This is a genomic window from Thermodesulfovibrio sp. 1176 (assembly GCF_029946585.1).
Classification (GTDB): Bacteria; Nitrospirota; Thermodesulfovibrionia; order Thermodesulfovibrionales; family Thermodesulfovibrionaceae; genus Thermodesulfovibrio.
The window spans coordinates 579,713-597,839 of record NZ_JARZRZ010000001.1; the positions used below are offsets into that span (position 1 = coordinate 579,713).

Annotated in this window: 18 protein-coding genes; 12 read left to right on the forward strand and 6 right to left on the reverse strand. The window is 34.1% G+C overall.

What is annotated here, in order from left to right:
- Positions 1-77: 77 nt before the first annotated feature.
- The 5 genes from QI155_RS03165 to QI155_RS03185 are packed head-to-tail and all read right to left on the reverse strand — an operon-like array spanning position 78 to position 3,660.
- On the reverse strand, positions 78-572 hold the full coding sequence (locus QI155_RS03165; protein ID WP_281321074.1) for a hypothetical protein: 495 nt from the start codon (positions 570-572) through the stop codon (positions 78-80).
- Complete coding sequence (locus tag QI155_RS03170; protein WP_281321075.1) at positions 569-1,510, reverse strand: hypothetical protein; 942 nt, start codon at positions 1,508-1,510, stop codon at positions 569-571. Before QI155_RS03170 ends, QI155_RS03165 begins: the two co-directional genes overlap by 4 nt.
- Positions 1,507-2,358 (reverse strand): DNA methyltransferase, encoded by an 852-nt coding sequence (locus QI155_RS03175; RefSeq protein WP_281321076.1) that lies wholly within the window; start codon positions 2,356-2,358, stop codon positions 1,507-1,509. The genes QI155_RS03170 and QI155_RS03175 overlap by 4 nt, the downstream gene beginning before the upstream one ends.
- 2 nt (positions 2,359-2,360) lie before the next feature.
- Positions 2,361-2,867, reverse strand: a complete 507-nt coding sequence (locus QI155_RS03180) for a thermonuclease family protein (RefSeq protein WP_281321077.1) — start codon at positions 2,865-2,867, stop codon at positions 2,361-2,363.
- Positions 2,868-2,910: 43 nt separating this feature from the next.
- The gene (locus QI155_RS03185; protein WP_281321078.1) at positions 2,911-3,660 is read right to left on the reverse strand and encodes a helix-turn-helix transcriptional regulator; all 750 of its coding nucleotides are present in this window, start codon (positions 3,658-3,660) and stop codon (positions 2,911-2,913) included.
- Positions 3,661-3,844: 184 nt separating this feature from the next.
- On the opposite strand from QI155_RS03185, the gene QI155_RS03190 reads away from it, so the two are divergent.
- The 12 genes from QI155_RS03190 (at position 3,845) to QI155_RS03245 (ending at position 12,922) form a co-directional block, all read left to right on the forward strand.
- Positions 3,845-4,306, forward strand: coding sequence for a hypothetical protein (locus QI155_RS03190; RefSeq protein WP_281321079.1), 462 nt, complete (start codon positions 3,845-3,847; stop codon positions 4,304-4,306).
- A gap of 83 nt (positions 4,307-4,389) precedes the next feature.
- Positions 4,390-4,548, forward strand: a complete 159-nt coding sequence (locus QI155_RS03195) for a ribbon-helix-helix protein, CopG family (RefSeq protein WP_281321080.1) — start codon at positions 4,390-4,392, stop codon at positions 4,546-4,548.
- Entirely contained in the window at positions 4,545-6,653 is a 2,109-nt protein-coding gene (locus QI155_RS03200) for a VapE domain-containing protein (RefSeq protein WP_281321081.1), read from the forward strand. Before QI155_RS03195 ends, QI155_RS03200 begins: the two co-directional genes overlap by 4 nt.
- Before the next feature lie 722 nt (positions 6,654-7,375).
- Complete coding sequence (locus QI155_RS03205) at positions 7,376-7,615, forward strand: hypothetical protein (RefSeq protein WP_281321082.1); 240 nt, start codon at positions 7,376-7,378, stop codon at positions 7,613-7,615.
- 362 nt (positions 7,616-7,977) lie between these two features.
- Positions 7,978-8,202 carry a hypothetical protein gene (locus tag QI155_RS03210; RefSeq protein WP_281321083.1) on the forward strand — a complete coding sequence of 75 codons (225 nt, stop codon included), beginning with the start codon at positions 7,978-7,980 and terminating at the stop codon, positions 8,200-8,202.
- Positions 8,199-8,468: a hypothetical protein gene (locus tag QI155_RS03215; RefSeq protein WP_281321084.1), complete on the forward strand. Its 270-nt coding sequence runs from the start codon at positions 8,199-8,201 to the stop codon at positions 8,466-8,468. Before QI155_RS03210 ends, QI155_RS03215 begins: the two co-directional genes overlap by 4 nt.
- Positions 8,469-8,571: 103 nt before the next feature.
- A complete protein-coding gene (locus QI155_RS03220) occupies positions 8,572-8,808 on the forward strand; it encodes a hypothetical protein (RefSeq protein ID WP_281321085.1) in 237 nt (78 codons plus the stop codon).
- Between the two features lie 115 nt (positions 8,809-8,923).
- Positions 8,924-9,271, forward strand: a complete 348-nt coding sequence (locus tag QI155_RS03225; protein WP_281321086.1) for a hypothetical protein — start codon at positions 8,924-8,926, stop codon at positions 9,269-9,271.
- Positions 9,272-9,327: 56 nt separating this feature from the next.
- Complete coding sequence (locus QI155_RS03230; RefSeq protein WP_281321087.1) at positions 9,328-10,608, forward strand: hypothetical protein; 1,281 nt, start codon at positions 9,328-9,330, stop codon at positions 10,606-10,608.
- Between the two features lie 3 nt (positions 10,609-10,611).
- Complete coding sequence (locus tag QI155_RS03235) at positions 10,612-11,397, forward strand: hypothetical protein (protein WP_281321088.1); 786 nt, start codon at positions 10,612-10,614, stop codon at positions 11,395-11,397.
- A 607-nt stretch (positions 11,398-12,004) separates the two neighbouring features.
- On the forward strand, positions 12,005-12,448 hold the full coding sequence (locus tag QI155_RS03240; RefSeq protein ID WP_281321089.1) for a hypothetical protein: 444 nt from the start codon (positions 12,005-12,007) through the stop codon (positions 12,446-12,448).
- Positions 12,449-12,922, forward strand: a complete 474-nt coding sequence (locus tag QI155_RS03245; protein WP_281321090.1) for a transposase — start codon at positions 12,449-12,451, stop codon at positions 12,920-12,922.
- An 89-nt stretch (positions 12,923-13,011) separates the two neighbouring features.
- Here the strand turns inward: QI155_RS03245 and mobF are convergent, their stop codons facing one another.
- Positions 13,012-17,979, reverse strand: coding sequence for a MobF family relaxase (gene mobF / locus QI155_RS03250; protein ID WP_281321091.1), 4,968 nt, complete (start codon positions 17,977-17,979; stop codon positions 13,012-13,014).
- Positions 17,980-18,127: the final 148 nt, after the last annotated feature.

The window sequence follows — 18,127 nt, forward strand, 5'->3', positions numbered from 1 at the left end:
GAAAATATATTTTAAACTAAAAATTCTTTTATATGGGATTTATATAGTACCAGATTTCTTTTTCCACTAAACTTTTGTTATAATTTCCCCCGGTGATATCCAGGTGGTAAGATTGAACTCCAAACTGGTTCTTTTTTTTGAATATCCCATGTTAGAATTTTTATATTTCTATTTTTATCATAACTAAGAATGTCATATCTACCATAGATTTTTAAGAGTTGATAAAGAGGTTCTGACGTTCCTCTGGGCGAAATTAAAAAAGCTTCTATAGGTTTAGCAACCAGACTATAGCCCAAAAGTTGTCCTACATCTAATAATCGAATTGGTTTGATTTTGCATTCAACAAAAACTAATTTTAGATTATTTTTGTCTTTTATTATTCCAGTTATATCTACTTTTATATCATAGGCAGAATATTGAGGAATTAAGTTTTGTAGATTATTCTTCACTATAAAATCTGAAAGATTTACCTTATGAGTATCCTTTACTATAATTTCTTTTCTTTTGTTCCATGAATTTAAATAATTATATAACCACTTTGAAACTTGTGAATATAAATCTTGTTCTTTCATAATTCATCTTCGTAAAGCTCTTTTTGATTGCCTTCTTTCCCTTGTGTACAACCTAAAGCACAACATATTTGAAAATAAGTATCAAAATGTTTACCTCTTATTTCCGATGGCAATTTTTCATTACTTTCGTCAGAATGTCTTGGTTTAATTTGATTTGCTCTTATTTTTTTTATTTTAGGGTTACAGTATTTAGAATTATGACCTTTTTCTAAATTATATTTTGCCAGTTCTTTTAAAATTTCTTGTTTATATTCAAAGTTAAATCCAATTTTTACAAATTCTTCTGCATATATTCTCATTCTATGTTCTTTTGCCCAATGTCCTTCATCTTCTCCAGGAGTTCTTACATTAGGATGCCCCCATAAAATATGTTGAACCTTTATACCTAAATTTTCCTGTAAAAGCTTACAAACTTGTAAAGGTAATCGCCAATTTTGATATGGAAATTGGAAAACTATTCTTTGATAGCCAGCCTGATCTCTATCAGAATAACTTGGAGATGAAGCAGCATCAGCTATTCCTCTAATAAACTCTTTTTGAATATCTTCAGGCATTTCATACATTACTTCAGGAACCTCAAATTCATAAAAGTTTGTCTTGTTTTTACATAATAGTCTTAAATTTCTCCATGACATTGTATTTTTTGTAAATACAGCTTTTAAAGATATAACATTTTTGTTTCTTTCAATATCTACATTAACATCCAAAAGTTCATTAATTCTTCTTCTTATGTCATCTAAGCTAAGCCTAATTTTTTCATCTTGATTAAACCTTAAATTACTATTTGGTAAAGCCTGAACTTCCATTAATTGATAAGGAAAATGAATTATTAAACGCCTTACATCACCTTCAATATGAAAGGTTCCTCTTATCATTATCAATCCGAGCAAGTAAGCTACATCGTTATCCATATAATCATCTAAAATCCTGATACTCATTTCTTTTCCTTTTTTGGTTTAATAAAAATTAAGAGATATTCATGTATTTTGTTAATTCTAAACACGTAAGGATATCCAAGAGGCTTTAAATTGTTATATTCTTGTCTTCTATCCCAAATTATGATATCATCTAATACAAATCCAACTTTAGTCATAAAATTGCTAATATCCATGTGATAGGCATAGTACTTATCTTTTTTCCTTATATCCATAACATTTATCACGCAATATGACCCTTTTTTAAGAACTTTAAAGACTTTTTTGAATATTTCCTCTAATTCAAGTAAAAACTCCTTATAGCTTTTTATCTCACTTAAATTTCCTTCTTTTTTTTCGTAATCTTTTTTCTCTTTTAAATCCGCAGTTCTTTTTTCAGATAGAATATCCCAGTAAGGAGGAGAAGTAATACATAAATCAATTGATTCAGGCTCTAAATATTTATCTATGTTTCTTGCATCATCAATATAAATAATCGGAGTATATATTTCATCCGCAAACAACTTCTGTTGTGATTCCAACCTGTTTTTTGCAATTTTTGCATACTCTTCAGATATTTCAAATCCTATACCTTGTTTTCCACACTCTAAAGCAGCTACCAAAGTAGAACCAACGCCCATGAATGGATCTAATATTTTTTTCTGTTCATTATTTGTAAACATTTTAATTAGTCTTATAGGCAATTCCTTAGGAAACATGGCAGGATGTTTTAAAAAGGCTTCTTCCTTGGTTTTGACAATATCATTCCAAACGCTAATAGAATACTTTAACCAAGTTTTTCCATCAAGTTCATTTATTTTCTTTTTTGTAGGCTTTAACTCTTCTTGTTCAAATAATACTTGCTTTTTCATATTTATCTATTCCTCTTTCTCCACTCCCAAGGTGGAGTGGGATTGCTTTCTTGCCACAGCCCTAATCTCTGTTTTCTTGCCTGTTTCTCTGCTTCGTAAAACTCACTTGCATAGGGTCTATCTAAGTATTCAGTATATGCCCATGCCATACCTTTCTTTACCTGTTCAAGATTTATGTTGGTATTACCAATCCAGACATAAGCAACAACTCTACCATATCTATCTATGTCTTTAATCTCAAGACGCACTGTTTTGCCACCAATCATGTCCTTAAGAGATAACCTTGCATCCTCACCATAGGCTTGTCTCTTCTCAGGAGCATCAACTCCTCGCATGCGAACTGAAACGGTGCTATCTTTGTGAACCTTGGCACCAAACGGTGTTTTTTCAGGCAGGCAGTGGAATGTATCTCCATCAAGAACACGGGTAACAGAGCAGGAAAAAGCAAATACAAATGAGGGAATAAACAAAAATAGTATAACAAAAAAGACATGTATTACTTTTTTCATACAAAAATTATAACATAGAGTTTGGTGGAAAAATTTTCCACTGTTATAAACCAAAATTTTTTAGCACCTTTCCCAATCTTTTTTCATACTCTTCTTTGTCAACCTTTTCGAACTTAGTGCAATACTCAAGAACTAAATTTTGTAAATGCCTCCTTTTTTTTTCTTCGTTTGTTTCATACTGAATGTATTTATAGAAATCTCTTAAAATAGTTGCAATCGGGACTTCATGAACATAACTTGTAGAACCATCTGGCGTTTGGACTGGAACACGACGACTTTGATAAGAATATGTATAATACAAAAAATCATTCAAGTTTTCTTTTGTCATTTTCTTCTCCTGCAATAGCTGCTTAACTTGCTCATTTTCAGTTTCATTTTTTTGAATGGCATTTGTAAAAATTGATTTAACTACATTTTTTATTTCTTCTATGTTTTTCCCTTTAAAAACAATAATATAAAAATTGTCTGAAAAGTTTTCGTGTAGCAAAATAAAAGTTTCAAAAAACACAACCTCAGTAATATCTAATATTTTTGATACAGTTTTTAAATATTCAACATCTTTTTCATAATTCAAATAAAAATAAAAAACTTCATCCTTCCTTAAAAACCTCTTTTTCTCGTAATCAATGCCAATTTCTTGACATATTTTCCTGATTGTAGCTTCAGATAAGGTTGCAATTCCTCGTTCCCAATTTGCTATCCCCCCTTTACTTTTTTTAATTTTTTCAGCGATCTCTTTGATTTTGAGTCTTTGTAACTCTCTTGCAGCTCTCACAATTTTTCTTAGTTCCATGTTTTCACCTCCCATTTAAAAATAATGCAATCATAACACAAAATATTATTTTTTGTCATTCTGTATACCTGTCAATATACCTGTCAACTTTTTGTATATCAAATTTTACTACTTGACAAGAGTAAAGATATATAGAATACTAAAATTAGATATTTTGAATATCAAAGCAAAGAAAGGAGGTAAAATGATAAAAGTAAACAATTTTCAAGGGCTAAAAAAATATCTCAATGCAGCTCTTCGTCGATGTGAATGCAGCCTCGACGACGACAGAAAAAGCGAAATAGAACTTTTTCTCATCGAAAAATTTTGGCTACAAGGAAAAAACATCCCCACCCAAGCAGGCAAGAAAAAAGATGTAGGAGTCAAATGGGCACTTCGGACAAAACTTCGTGACATAGGCTTCAAAAATCATACGATTTCAAGCATTTGCAATGAAGATGGCGAGGAAGTGGATATTTTTGAATGCATCGGAGAAAACGAACAGAGATACACCGAAATCGAGCAGTGGCATGATATCTGTCGCACAGTAGGACCCGAACCCGCAAAAGCAATGCTGTTCGGACTGTACGAAGAGCAGGAAGAGCAGGAAAAAGAGACATCTGAGGAAAAAGAAAAGTGGGAAAGCAGGCAGGGAGTGCTTTTTTGAAAAAATTTCCCTTGCAAAATAAAGGAGAATTTTGAACCCCTATATATAGAAAAGTAAAACATTGAAATACAGGAGGTATAAAAATGAAGAGAAAAGGAACAAATATTAGGATGAAAGAGGAAGTAAGAAACAAGATATTCGATATAGCTCAGAAATCAGGCAGAACTCTATCGGAAATAGTTCGGGAAGCTGTAGAGGAATGGCTTAAAAAAAGGGAAAAAAGAGAAAGGAGTGTAAAATGATAGAGTTTGAAATTATATCAAGTTCTGTTGAAAAATTGAATGATTTTTTAAGACAAGTAAAGCAAGCTCAAGCAGAGAAAAATATTCATATAGTTTTTTCATCCCTAAGCCAGAAACTAAGAGAATCAGGCTATATAATAATTCCTTCTAATGGTAAAATTCCGATTCACAAATATAATTCTGAAAGCGACAAAAAGATAGCAAACGCTAAAAAAATAGAGAACAGTGCTCTATTACTTCTTCCAAGCTGGCTGGCTGTAATTGATATAGATGATGTAAACCTATTTTGCGAGAAGTTTTCTGTAGATATAGACGAAATTGAAAAAGTAGCCAACGTTAGAACGGGTAAAGGGTATCATATATATATAAATGACCCACAAAAAACACTTAAAAGTGTTAACTTGATCAAAAAATTTGGTTTCGAAATATTGCGAAGTGAGAATGATCTTGTAATGTTGCCAGGCAGCAGGATATATCACGAAAGATTACAGAAAAACGTAATTTACGAAGTGGTTAATCCCGAAGTTTTAGAAATAGATGATATTGGTATGCATCTTTTTTTAAAGAATTGCCTAAGTGTTGCAGGTATAGCAGAACAAGGGAATGGCAATGGACACGGAAACAATATAAGCAGAGAGAAAAGAATAACACAAAAAATAGATTTAGATAGACTCAGCAAAATAATAAAAAGGCATTACAAGCACGGTGACAGACAGAATATATGTATATACACAGCTGGACTACTCGCAAAGAATGGAATTGACATAGACACAGCAATAGCGATTGTATCTGAGATAGCTTCAGGAGATACTGAACTTCGTATGCGGATAGCTGGAGTAAGACATACATATCAGGACTTTGAGGCCGGAAAAGAAGTTAAGGGCATTTCAGGTTTAAAAGAGCTTGGAATTGAGGAGATTGAAGAAGTATTTTCCGAGAGCAAAGAAAAAGAAATAAAAATAACAATTCCTACAGTGACCGAACTTTTATTTGAATTTTGTACAGAAAACAACATAAAAATAGATTATGATGAATTTTACATTAAAATATTTATTAACGACAGGGAAATCAGTAGAGAAGTAGAAATATATATTCAATCAAAACTCGAAAAACGAATAAACAAGAGAATTCCAGATGATGTATTCCAGAAGTCTATAGAAAGTATAGCATACTCTAATAAAAGAGACCGACTAATAGAGTTCCTTAAACTATGCAAACATCAATGGGACGGAATTCCGAGAATTCATACATTCTTCTACGATGTATTTAAAACGCCTTTATCTCAGTATAGTATCACTGTCTCAAAAAACTTTTTTGTTTCTGCTGTTGCCAGGGCTTTTTGCCCTGGGTGCTTCCAGAAAAACATAGTAGTTATTCAGGGTGCTCAAAACATAGGGAAATCAAGGGCTTTGATGGCTTTAGGTAAAGAGTTTCATCGTGAAATCAATGTCTCAATCACCACTGAAAAAGACTTCTACATGGCGATTCAGGGAGTATGGCTTGCCGAGATTCCTGAGATGGATGCCTTGCGTAAGGCAGACAGAAATCGGATCAAGGCAATAATATCAAGTACGGTGGATAGATTTCGACCGCCATATTCAAGACACATGAAAGACTTCCCGAGAAGAAGCGTTTTTACGTGCACAACGAATGACCAGACTATATATGACGACCCCACAGGAGGAACAAGATTTTGGATTCTTGAGGCTCGGGGAAAAGCAAATATAGAATACATAGAAAAGTATAGAGAACAGCTTTTTGGCGAAGCGGTATGGGAGCTTGAGAAAGGCTACAAATATTGGGAAGTCGATGAGCAAGAAGCTCAAGAGATCCAAGAAAACGCACGCAGGCATGATGAATGGGAAGAAATTATATCGGAGTATATAGAAAAAAACAAAATAGAAAAAACAACGGTAGTTGAGATAGCCGAAAAAGCTCTCTATATTCCACCGAAAGACCTCGATAAAACCAAACAAATGCGAATCGCAGAATGTCTTACTGTTATGGGATTCGCCAAAAGAACAGTCAGAGAAGCAAGTAAGATAAAAAAGGTTTGGTTTAAAATTTTAGATTCAATTCAGCCCCAGGAAACTGACCCCTTTTAAGAGGTGGTAACACTAAAAAACTTTTGAGTTTCAACGAGTTAGCCTTATTATTCCCCATTTGTTACTACCGTTTCCACCAGTTTTGTATATTTTTCTTTTTTCATTTTTTTTCAAAAAATTTTTTTGGGAAATTTTACCCCCATTTTTTACCATTAGGTGGTAACAATCCAGTATTATCAACGTGTTACCACCTGTTACCACCTTATACCCTTAAAAATAGAGGTGGTAACAATTAAGGAAAGACAAGGGTAAAAAATGTTACCACCCTGTTACCACCTATAGGAATAGTTGATTTTGCTTGATGCATAGGGATAGGGAGTATATTAAAATGCTTGAAAAATCTAAACTTATAAAAACGAAGCTAATAAAAAAAACTTTGTAAGCCTTCCCAGGTGCTCCCCTGTCAAGGCTTACAACACTGCCCAAAAATCCCGCCTTTACAAACCCTTGCCGTTCCTGCATTTCCTCACCAGCTGCATTCAGCTGCATGTGTTGCCATATTTGACATACCACTTACTTCCCCAAGTGTCATGTTTTTCTTCCCCAGCTGTCATACCCCTACCTGTGCAAATCCTTGAATATCAACGGTTTATGCCACTTTCAAAATTGCTAACTGATATATCCCTACTGAGAGGGATATATATAGCATATCCCTCTCTCTCTTAAAGGGAGAGAGGGATATGCAACTGAAAAAAAACAGTTAAAGAAATAAGGAGGTTTTAATGAGAAGAAAAACAGCCAAAAAGTTCAGTAAATTAATCAGGACAAACGGATACAGGGTAAAATGGCTTGAAGTATTACATGATTTTTACCGTATCCCAGTCCCTTTTCCTTTATGTGAGATAAAAATATGGGACATGGTCCGAAAGAGGGGGTCTCAGTGGGAAAGGGTTATGGAGAAGTATGGTATGTTGCATATTATTACGTTCAGGTTTAAGCTTAAAGGAATTAATTTTAACTGAACATAGTCTTTCAGAAAAAAAACAAGCAAGTAGAAACTCGATCAAAGCAATACAGCAATAAAAGGGATACTGATTTAGCAGCTGAAATAGACATTTTAGAGTAAATAAAAATTAAAAATCTTAATTGCATTATATATAACAGAAACACATAGAAAGGAGGAATAAAAAAATGAAAAAGAATGTAGCAAGAATCGTCGAGAGAATTAAAAAGTTGGAAGAGATTAAGAAAGAACTGGAAATGGCTTTCTATGCTCAAGTAGGTAGATTAGTTCTAAAAAAAGATTGATCAAGAAGAAGTGACTATCGATGAGCTTAAAAATGAAATTAATCAACTTAAAAAAGAATGGGGGGTATAAATGCATATGAAAATTGAAGAAAAAGAAAAACAGTTAAAAATTTTATCGAGTAGCGATAGGGAGTTACTCATATTTATAAGAAACAAAATATGGCAACTGGAACATAGCCTTGAAGCAATTGTTCAACATATCGCAGAAACTGAAGATCTGGTTGTTAATGCATTTGAAATAATAGATGAAATTAGAGAATTGTTAAAAACTAACAAAAATAGAAAGGAGTTTGAATTATGAAAACTATTGTAAGAGTTTTACGAGGTAGAGAAAAAGAGAGAGCATATTCTGAATTTCTAAATGAGAGTGCCAAGAGGGTGTTCGGCTATCTCAAACAAAAGGGATTTACTGAGAGGGAAATGCTATCAATGTCAAAGGAGGAAATAGAAAAGATAGCAGAGAAAGGAAAATGCATTTCGATTTTGAGTTTGTTAAGGTATTTCAAAGACGGCGAAAAAATAGTTACTACAATGAAAAAGATGATAGAGAATGGCAGTTTAAAGTAAAAAGGAGGTAAACATGAATCTTTCAGGGGTTTTCAAAGCAGTAATAGTCGCGGCTCCAGTCGTAGCTTTGCTGCTATATTACGTTGTTATTCAGTAAAGCAAAATGAACATTGAAATGGAAAAGGAGTCTGTTCAATTTGAGCAAAAGTGGAATGAGTTTCGTTCTGAGTCACCGTTTACTGTTCACAAGCAAAGATATGAAGAAAGAGCAAAGAAAGCGGAAGAAGAGCTTGAGGAAATAAAGAAGAAAGAAAAGGAAAAGCAGAAGAAAATAGAAAGCTTTGAGGAACAGTTTGAAAAGTCATTAAATGAACAAGGACAAGGAGAGGGAGGGAAATAATGTTTGACGCTTTGTTTTGTTTAGCTTTAATTTTTGTTTTTCTGTATATGCTCAAAGGTGCGGTTGATTTTATGAAAAGTTTTCAAAAACAACAAAAGAAAGGAGGTGAAGGCAAATGAAAAAAATTCATTTCACTACAAAGCAGCGACATGAAATTCTATCAGCAATACTACTACTCGTTGCGGTAATTCTTCTTGCTTCGAATGTATTAGCCGCAGAGTTTAACACATGTAATATTTGCGTCGAACAGTACTGTCCAAATCAAGCTAAACAGATGACTGAAAAGAGGTCAACTTGTGGATATTATTCAGGTGCTATTGAAAACATAGTAACTACTGTAAATACTATAGCAGAGAGTGCTATTTCAGATCCGAATGTGTCTTCTTTAGATATTGATTGCGTACTCTATAATGCTCAACTGCAAAGAAGCTTCAGCCTCAGTACAAAAATCCAGAGAAATTAAAAAAACGATAGGGCAGGTATAACCCTGCCCTAAAAATTTAAAAAGGAGGCAACACTATGAAAAAAATAGTTTTTTTAATGTTGTTAACTTTGTTTATGCTAACATCTACAACAGCAGTTGCAGAACAGCAGAACAGTACACAGCAGCAACAGCAGGCTCAAAACGAACAGAAACAGAAATACAAACTCGAGGATTTTGTATTGTTGAACTTCGTCAATCCAAACTGTCACAGATTTCTCGGCATGCCAATCTCAAGTAAGTTTAACTTGATACAACTTGACGAACGTTTCGTAAATCGAGTTGGCTCAAACTATGCCCCGACGAGTTGCAAAGGTGAGTCATGTTGGTCATGGACGATTGCACAAAACATCTATGACTGGCAAGTTTTAACGAGCAATATACCTCTTTCAATCAAAAATACTAAAAAGCTCTCAGAGTCAATCAGTCAGACTATAAAGGAAAGTCAGAATATACGTAAAAGTGCTTCTTCTCTCGTTTCAGCTGCACAGGAGTTCATTAATTCATCTTTTTCCAGTTCAAAAGACAAATCTATATCTAAAGAAAGAACAATGTCTCAGTCCGAGACTCATGAGCAAGCTATTGAAACCAACATGAATGCAGACTTCCATAATTTTATTGCAAAAGGACTTCAGGGTACAATCCCAGCATCCCGCTATCCTTTTTGTATTTCATCTGCTGTTGATTTAGTGTATCGTGCTTACTTTTCAAATAGACTTGATGATTTAGTACAAGCATATGTGATCTATAAAACTATTAAACCGAGCGATTTAGACTTTTCTAACACTAATAATGTTCTTAATAGAGCTAAACTAATATATTCTATTGCCAAATCTCCAAGTGAAAATAAAAATGCAAGAAGTTTTGAGTGGGCTCATGCAGTGCTTTTTGCCAAACTTTTAGATTGGGACGAACTAAAAGAGCCAAGGCAGTTTTTGGATGCAGAGATTAAAAAACTGCATGAAAAATATACTCTTTTACAGCAGAAGACAACCACTGAGTTATCTCAAATCGACAGAAATTTAGCTTTGCAAAAGTTCTTAAAAGACAAAGAACTTCAACTTAATACAGAAACTGCCAGACAGAAACAGAACGAAGTTCGTGATGCATATATTAGTGCAGCAGTAACTTCTTTTATGATTGAAAAGCCAGCACAGGAGGATCTTAGAGCTCTTGAACAAGCTATAGCTAAAAATGACCCTCTTACTACTCAAAATTTCGTAACTCAAACTAAAGTATCAACTAAATACATTTTATTTGCCTTTCCTGCTTTAGCAGGAGTAGCAGTTTTAGTTCTTATCTTAAAGAAGAGGAGGTAAAAAATGAGAAAGTCAATCTTTTTAACTTTTTTGGTTATTACTCTTTTATCGTCAACCTCATTTGCAATACAGATGAATTGCACAGATAACGATTGCACTTTCAAAGTAGGACTAATAGAATTTAGTTTTTTTGAAGGTGAACGTGCTATTGCTACAGGAGTTAAAAACTTGCCCTTTTCAATTTCACAGGTCAAAAGTGTTGGGCAAAAAAGCTCTGCTTTTCTTACGTCTTCAGGAATTACAGCAAGAGAGAGTATGACATCATTTGCAACAAACTACACAAAAAACATAGATGTTGAATTCATGCAGTTTTTATTAGACACTTCCAAAACAATTGACGGAGGCATAGCATACTACGTAGGAATGCTTCTAACTGCTCACAGCATGAATCCTAAAAACGTAGACTTATTTCTCGAGGCTTTTCATTGGTACAAGAAAGGATATACTAAAGGAATCTTAGAACAAGTTACAATTACAGAAGAGAAAATTAAAAGAAAAGATAAACTTGCTTGGTTAAAATTCATTTTACTTGTTGACTCGGGGCTATATGAAGACTTATACGCAGGCTATGGTGATTATCTCAGAACATATATTTTTGAGCTTTTGTATCCAGCTAATAAAAGCGATATAACTGCAATTAATAATGCAATCTCAGCACTCAGAAAAGCACAAGAAATTTTAAAAGAAAATCCTGATCCAGAAATCCCAGAATTTATGAAAAAGTACAAACTTTCAAAACTTGATAAAGCTTTATTAGGCTTAGCTTTCAGTTTGAAAAAAAATGAATAATTTAGAAAAAACAACCAAGGCTCAGAGGTTAAATCTGAGCCTGATTTTTTTAAAAAATGAAATGCCAAAAACCTATTGAATTTGAAAGTTTTTTTGATTTTTGTCTGTGAAAAAATGTAATATAAATGTATTATTAACGTATTATAATCAGATTATTGACATAAAATTTTTGCATTAACTTGGCTTTATATTAAGTTTATATTACATTTATATTACAATACAAACTCTCAGCAAACTCAAACCACCGACCGCTCGCTAAAGCAGTGCCAATATGTTAGCTCTATTCAAGAGGAGCGTTTTTGAATAGCCTCGATGGTTTTATCCGCTCGCTTGCCGAGCCCGGTGGTGGCTCGGCATCGGTGGTTTGGCTTGCAGTATTCCTTAGAAGTTCTCTACCGACAAGCAGCAGAGAACTTCTAAGGAGTTTGGTATAGAGTTTGAAACATAGAGCAGTAGCAACGCCACCCATCCACCGCCCCGCCCTCGGCCTATGTACTACTGCTCAGTCCATTAATTTTAATGCATTTTTTTTAAAAATTTTGAAGTTTAAAGATGCATTAATACTTATAGAAGAAAAACTTTATAAAAAAACAACAAGGAGGTTAATATGAAAGTTTTATTTCTTATTATCCTTATTTCTCTGTCTTTAGCTTTAGTTTCAGTTGCGGTAGGTGCAGAAATTTATATTTGGAGTTCATACGCAACTACAGAAAACAGTAAAGGGAATTCGTATGTAAGTTTTTCAGCTGATGAACGACTATGCGGATTTGGTTTCTCATCTCATTTTTTACAAAAAAATAAAGATAGATTTGATTTTAGATTAGGTTTAGGAAAAAGTACTTCTAATATTAATATTTCACAATCCTTCAATTTCATGGGGAAAAACTACATAATTGAGAAGGAATTAAACTATAAAACTGGTATGTACTTGTTTGAATCTTCTTATAGATATAAATTTTTTAAAAATTTTGATGTAGAAGTCAGTTTTCAGCAGAGTAAAAATGTGCTAAAAAGAAATGAATATTTAATAAAGCTTACTTATATATTCTAAATGAAAGGAAAACTTGACTTCAGAAGCCCAGAACTTTCAAAGAGAATGAACAGGCTTATCCAGAACTTTGGCAAGAGGTTTGTAAAGAAAAAACTCAAGCGTCTGCAGGAGATGTATGGCATAGAGGTAATAGAAGTCAATCCTTCGTATACATCTCAGGAGTGTAGCAGTTGTGGTTATGTAGACAGGAAAAACAGAAAGGATACACAGACTTTTGAATGCAAATTGTGTGGAAAGAAAACAAATGCACAGGTAAATGGTGCAAGAAACATTCTCAGAAGAGCGTCTCTTCTGGGACTGATAAAGACCACTGCCACGAAAAAGCAAGTTCTCAGTGTGCTCATAAAAAAGCACATTGAGAAACTAAAGGGCTGTAATAGTGCTGCCCTGGATATCCTGAAAGGTAATCCTTACTACAGGAATTATCTGGATGGATATCCTAAACCCTGTGGTAGTGGGAATAAATTTCTATAAAAGGGGGAACTATATATAATTGTAATTACCATATAGTGTTCTACCTAATAGTCCACAGCTATCCCTTTTTCCCTTCCCGAAGTGTCACCCTATCGCCCCCGCCTAAGGGATTGGGATTGTTCAGCTGCAACAGTAGAGCGAGAGAGTTCTTGAGTTTGAGCCCTTTCTTGAGTCTTCATTTTTTCTTGAGTCTGAACTCTCTCTCTAAGACTTTTAGTATATCCTTTGTGTTTTGAGTTTGTCGCTTCTTGAATTTTCTTGTCTATTTCTTCTTTGCTTAGCCCCGAGCCCTTTGTTTTTTCTATCACCGCCTTGACCAACTGTTCGTCTGCTTTTTGCCTTATACTTCCTTCTTTCTTTAACCATTCCTGTTTGTTCTCTTTGAACCTATCTTTGTTTGAATACACCGCTTCTATCTTGCCATCTTGATTTTTTTGAAACCCTATAATGCGAACGTCTTGTTCTTGAATATACTTTTCAAGTCTTCTCTCGTTTATTTCATGACCATTTTTTTTCATATTTTCGCCGAGCTCCTTACTTGTGAAAGCACTTTTTGTTGAATTTACATAAATTTTAACTATTTGTCTGTCTTGTATTGCCATGAGTGTGTTGTTTAAGTTATATTTACCTTCTTCATTTGCTTTGCATATGCATGTTTCAATGTGTTTTTTAAGAGTTTTACTTGATATCTCAATTTTTTCTTTTTCTAATTCTTTTTTTATGTCTTTTATAGTAATATGTTCCTTTGCAGTGTTTTTGTAAATGTTCATTATAGCTTGTTCCACAGCCCGTCTTTGCTCAGAGAGTTTTGTCGTAGATATAAATGTTATTGTTTTTGTCTTTTTATCGTATTTGTCACTATATATTTTTCCTGCAAAGTTAAGTTCTTTCATCGCAGAAATAGCATTCTCTGTTTTTATTTTATTTTGCTTAGCCCACCTCAATACCTCTTTATTTGTTATTTTTCCTTGTTTTCCAATCGTTTGTATAACAAACTTTTTCACTTCATCCTTCTCGTTCCTTTCTACTTTCTTTTCATCCACCTTTTCCTGCTTTTTATTTTGTTTTTCCTGCTGTTTTTCTTGCCTTTCCTGCTGATGCTTGACTATCTCTTTTGCCCGAGCAGATGCCTCGTTTGAATATGTCTTCTTTATCTGTTCTACTTCTTTTTCTTGTTTTTGTTCATGTTTGATTTGCTCGTGAGTTATGAATTTTATCTCTCTATCTATCTCTCTTTCTATTCCAAAAAGTCCTTTTTGCTTTTCTATTCTGAAATAGCTAATTCCGTCCTTTGTGAGTGTGTAACCTTCTGTAATTGTTTTGCTACCTCGAACTTTTACATGCAGTTTTTGAATTCCTTTATGCCACTGTCCATTTTGGTCTTTTGTATAAACCTCGTAAGTCTTCCAGTAGTCTCTTCTTTTCTGGCCAGTGAGTTTTTCCAGGTCACGGTTTAGGTTATTCTTCCACCATGTTTTTATCTGATCTTTTAATGTCCATTTCTCAAATTTATCCCGAGTCTTTCCATTTAGCCAGTCCTTGAACTTTCTATCAACATAATTTGAATCCACCATTGCATTTGCTATTTTCTTAACAATGTTTGGCTTTTGAGGTTTCTGAACTGCTTTGAAATCTTTTTCACTGAAATGTTTAGCCCATTCTTTGTATTGCTCTCTTTCATAATTCTTCAGTGCTTCACTTGCAAAAAATACAGACTCTTTGTATCTTTCATTCTGTTTTTCATACTGAAATCCTTGCATTCCTTCTCTTTCCTTTTCAAACCCTTTAAACTCCTCTTTTCCCTGCCCTGCATCCTGCTCTTGTTGCTTTTCTTGCTGTTGAAAATTCTCATAGACTTGATCTTTTACTGCATTAAACACTTCGTCATTAAACCGATATGCCATTTTTTCTATTCTTTCCTTTGTCGCTTCCTCAGAAGCTCTCTCAATGAATTTCTCTTTACTCATAGTAGAGTATATAGTCGCATTCTGTTTGGCTCTTGTGATTGAGACGAGGAAATTTTCATGGCTCCTCGTCTCAAACGCTATTACATTCTGGGTCGTCTTGCCCTGCATACGGTCAGCCGTCACTGCATAGCCATGTTGAAAATGAACACCTTTTTCAAGCTCTTCTTTCGTGAATGTTGTAATTTTAGCTTTATCTGAATCAAGTTTGTTTACTACAGTTATAGAACCATCCTCGTTTATGCTTTTTATGTATGCAAACTCTGAATTTGCAAAGTTTTTATCCTTGTATGTATTATTGAAGATAAGTTTTTCACCCTCTACAATAGTGATACTTTCCCTTTGAAAAGCCTGAACCTTGTCACCAAGCTTTTCGATATTGAAAACTCTTTCTTTAACTTCACCTTTCTTTGTTGTATATTCTACTTTTAAAGTATTCTTGACAATATCAACTTCTTTCACGAAAAGCTCTTTTCCAACGCTAACTCCACTGCCCGAAGACATTACAAGTAATTTATCGCCAACATTGTAGCTACTTGCCTTTAGCCTCTCTACATTATCTAAATTCTTGTTTACCCACACATTTACCTCTATAGATTTAGCCCCTTTAAGCTCGCCATTCCGCAATTCTTCGCTGATTAAACTGTTTAAGATTTTAGCGTCCTGATTTGTAGCTACAGATATGGCAGAATTTTTATAGCCTTGACTTATATACTCTTTCGCTATCTCTCGCAGAATTTCCTTTTGTTGCTGCTCTATTTGCTTTTGATACTCCTCATATTTTTCACCGAGAACTTCTCTAATCCGAGATGGGTCAACCCCGAACAATCCAGTCTTTTGATATGCTCCACATTTCTTGCCATTTACCTCTACCTCTGTAGCTACTACCCAGCCCATTTTAATCATTTGCCTAATACTTTTTTTAGCTTGATCCTCTTTTATTCCATGAGGATTTTCACCTTCATGAAAACCGAAATCTTTGTAGAAAAAGAAAGCTTCTCTCTGTCCTGCGTCCTCTATGCCAAGTTTCTCTATTATTTCACGTTCAAACGGTGCAGATTTAAACTGCTGAACATATTGAGTAGCAGAGCCTTGACCTTCAAACATTTCTTTTACTTTTTCAAAGATTTCTCTATCTACTATATTGATTGGTTTATCGCTTTTAAGTGCATGCGTAGCAATTTCAAGAGCCGAATCCCTCTCTATAGTTTTGAAAGTAATTTTATTAAGTGCAGATTCAATGTTTTTGTGGTATATGTCATATACAGCACTCTTAAGCTCTTCGTTGCGTTGCCTTACAATATCAGTCATTTTGACGTGGTTGATTTTGTTTTCACGAATCAAAGCCGCAAATGGAGAGCCAGCCTGAACTCCAGGCAGCTGACGGTCATCACCAATAAATACTATCCGACAGCCTGATTCCCTTGTTTTATCCAGAATAGTCGACATGTCTTTAGTTGAGAGAAAACTTGCTTCATCAACGATTAGAATTGTCTTAGAGTCAAGGTTCTGCAGTGCCTTTGCAGAGTTCAAAAACTTTGCAGTAGTCATCGCTTCTATACCAACTTCTTTTAACTCGTTCACAGCCGTGTTTGTGTTAGATACTCCTATAAGCCGATATCCAGCTTCTTTAGCAATTTCATTAATTTTTCCAAGCTCTTTCGACATTTCGCCAACAAACGTTGTTTTTCCGACACCTGCCCAGCCTACAACGGCAGTGTATCTGTCAGTACTTTGAAGGATATGATTGATAGCTTCAAGTTGAGATTTGGTTAATTTTTCATTTTCATATTTTTGCTCTGTAATTTTCTCAACTGAACCTTTGCCTTGCTCTACACTTTTCAATATGTTATATTCCCACGCTATAACTTCCTGAGATGTAAAGTATTTTTCTTGATATGTTGCATTTGCTCTATTGTGTTGCTTATCTTGCATACATCCCATTTCTATGATTCTTTCATTTTCTTTTACAGTTTGAACAAGTGTATCAGAATCAACACGACCAGCACTGATTTGGAATGCAGCTTTGTATAAGTCAGATTGACTAAAAGTCGAATGTCTATCGATAATTTCATCTATTGCTTTATTGACTATCTCTTTTGCAATTTCTTCTTTGCTTTTTTGCTCCAAACCTTGAACTTTTTCTTGCTCTAAAATTTCTTTTTGTGTTGTGACTATGTCAATTATGTCTTGTTTACTTAATCCCTGCTCTTTCAAAGCATCTTCAACTTGCTTAAAAAGTTCTTCAACTGTCTTACTTTGCTTTGATTGTCTAATCTCAAGATAAGCATACTCTCTCAGTTGTGACTCGCTTGCATTTTGATATTTCTGAAGTAGTTCCTCTCTATGTTGCTCAAGATATTTATCAATCAGCTCAGAAGTCCTCGCTATACCTTTCCAATGTTCTTCATTTAATCCAGCTATTTTTGTCACATATTCCTTACTATTGCCCTCTTTTACAAGTTCAGTATTTATTCCTTGCTGTTTAAGCTGATACGCTAACTGATTCTCAAGGTATGCTTCTATCATGTATTTGTTGCTGTAAAGAGCATCAGAGTTCAAAGCCTTCCAGTCACCATTTTCAGTCTTGGTGAAATTGAAAAAAGAAATGTGGTTGTGTATTTGTGGGTCTAATCGTCCACAAAGATGGGTATTAACCAGAACGGTTGCATTGTCACTTGACTTTGAAATAGTTTTCCCATTCACAGTTTCACGATATTGAATATAGCCCTCTTTCTCAAGAAAGTTGACCAAATTTTTAGTTGCTTCATTCATACTGTTTGTTACAGTTTGCAGGTTTTCTTTTGAAGTAAAAGCATACAGTGTTATTGACTTATGTGGTGACCATACAAAATCAAAACCCTGCCTGTGGTCTTTTTGCTCAAATTCCTTACTAAGATAGTTACCATTCAAGTCTTTTCCATGCGCAAGTTTTTTGAAATCCTCAGATGTGATTTCATAGCCTTCCTTTGCATTCAACTCTTTCCATCCAGAGCCTAACTGAAATCTTGTCTCAACCTCTGAGTCTTTCACATAATAGTTGTCTCTATCATATTGTTCTAAAGATTGATAAATTTGCCCAAAACTTATCATAAATTATCCTCCTTCTTTCTATCTATATATTTATTAATGCAGGAAAAAATTATTAGATTTTTTTTCGATGATTAGAAGAATTTTTCTATTTGTTTTTTTCCCTTTCAAAGTCCTTATCCAGTAAAGATACTCTGATGTACCCTATTTA